This window comes from Frankia sp. AiPs1, assembly GCF_023716945.1.
Classification (GTDB): Bacteria; Actinomycetota; Actinomycetes; order Frankiales; family Frankiaceae; genus Frankia.
Genome location: NZ_JAMQQF010001165.1, coordinates 1 through 590, shown reverse-complemented (window position 1 = coordinate 590; position 590 = coordinate 1). Strand labels below are relative to the sequence as shown.

Annotated in this window: 1 pseudogene; it reads right to left on the bottom strand. The window is 77.5% G+C overall.

Features of this window, described 5'->3' with window-relative positions:
- Positions 1-590: pseudogene (locus ND748_RS33460) on the bottom strand (transcription-repair coupling factor); the annotation flags it as partial.

Here is a 590-nt window from a genome sequence, read left to right as displayed (position 1 = left end):
GGCGCGAACAGCCCGCGCCCGCCGGCGCCGGCCGGCCCGGAGTCGCCCTCGGGCAGCGCCCGCTGGTCGGCGACGGCGAACCGGCGGATGTCCTCCACCTCGTCGCCGAAGAACTCCACCCGCAGCGGGTGCTCCTCGGTCGGCGGGAAGACGTCGAGGATCCCGCCGCGCACAGCGATCTCGCCACGCCGCTCGACCAGGTCCACCCGGTGGTAGGCCATGTCCACCAGTCGGGTGACCACGTCGTCGAGGTCGGCGGTGTCGCCCGCCGCGAGGCTGACCGGGGCGAGCTCGCCGAGCCCGGCGACCTGGGGCTGGAGCACGGAGCGAACCGGCGCGACGACGACCCGCAACGGCGGCCGGCCGGTGCTCGCCGGATGGGCCAGCCGGCGCAGCACGGCCAGGCGCTGACCCACCGTGTCGGCCCGGGGGGACAACCGCTCGTGGGGCAGCGTCTCCCAGCTCGGGAAGACGGCCACCACCTCGGGATCGAGCAGGCCGGCCAGCGCGGCGGCCAGGTCCTCGGCCTCGCGACCGGTGGCCACCACGGCGAGGACGGGACGCCCGGCTCCGTGGGCGGCGGCGAGGGC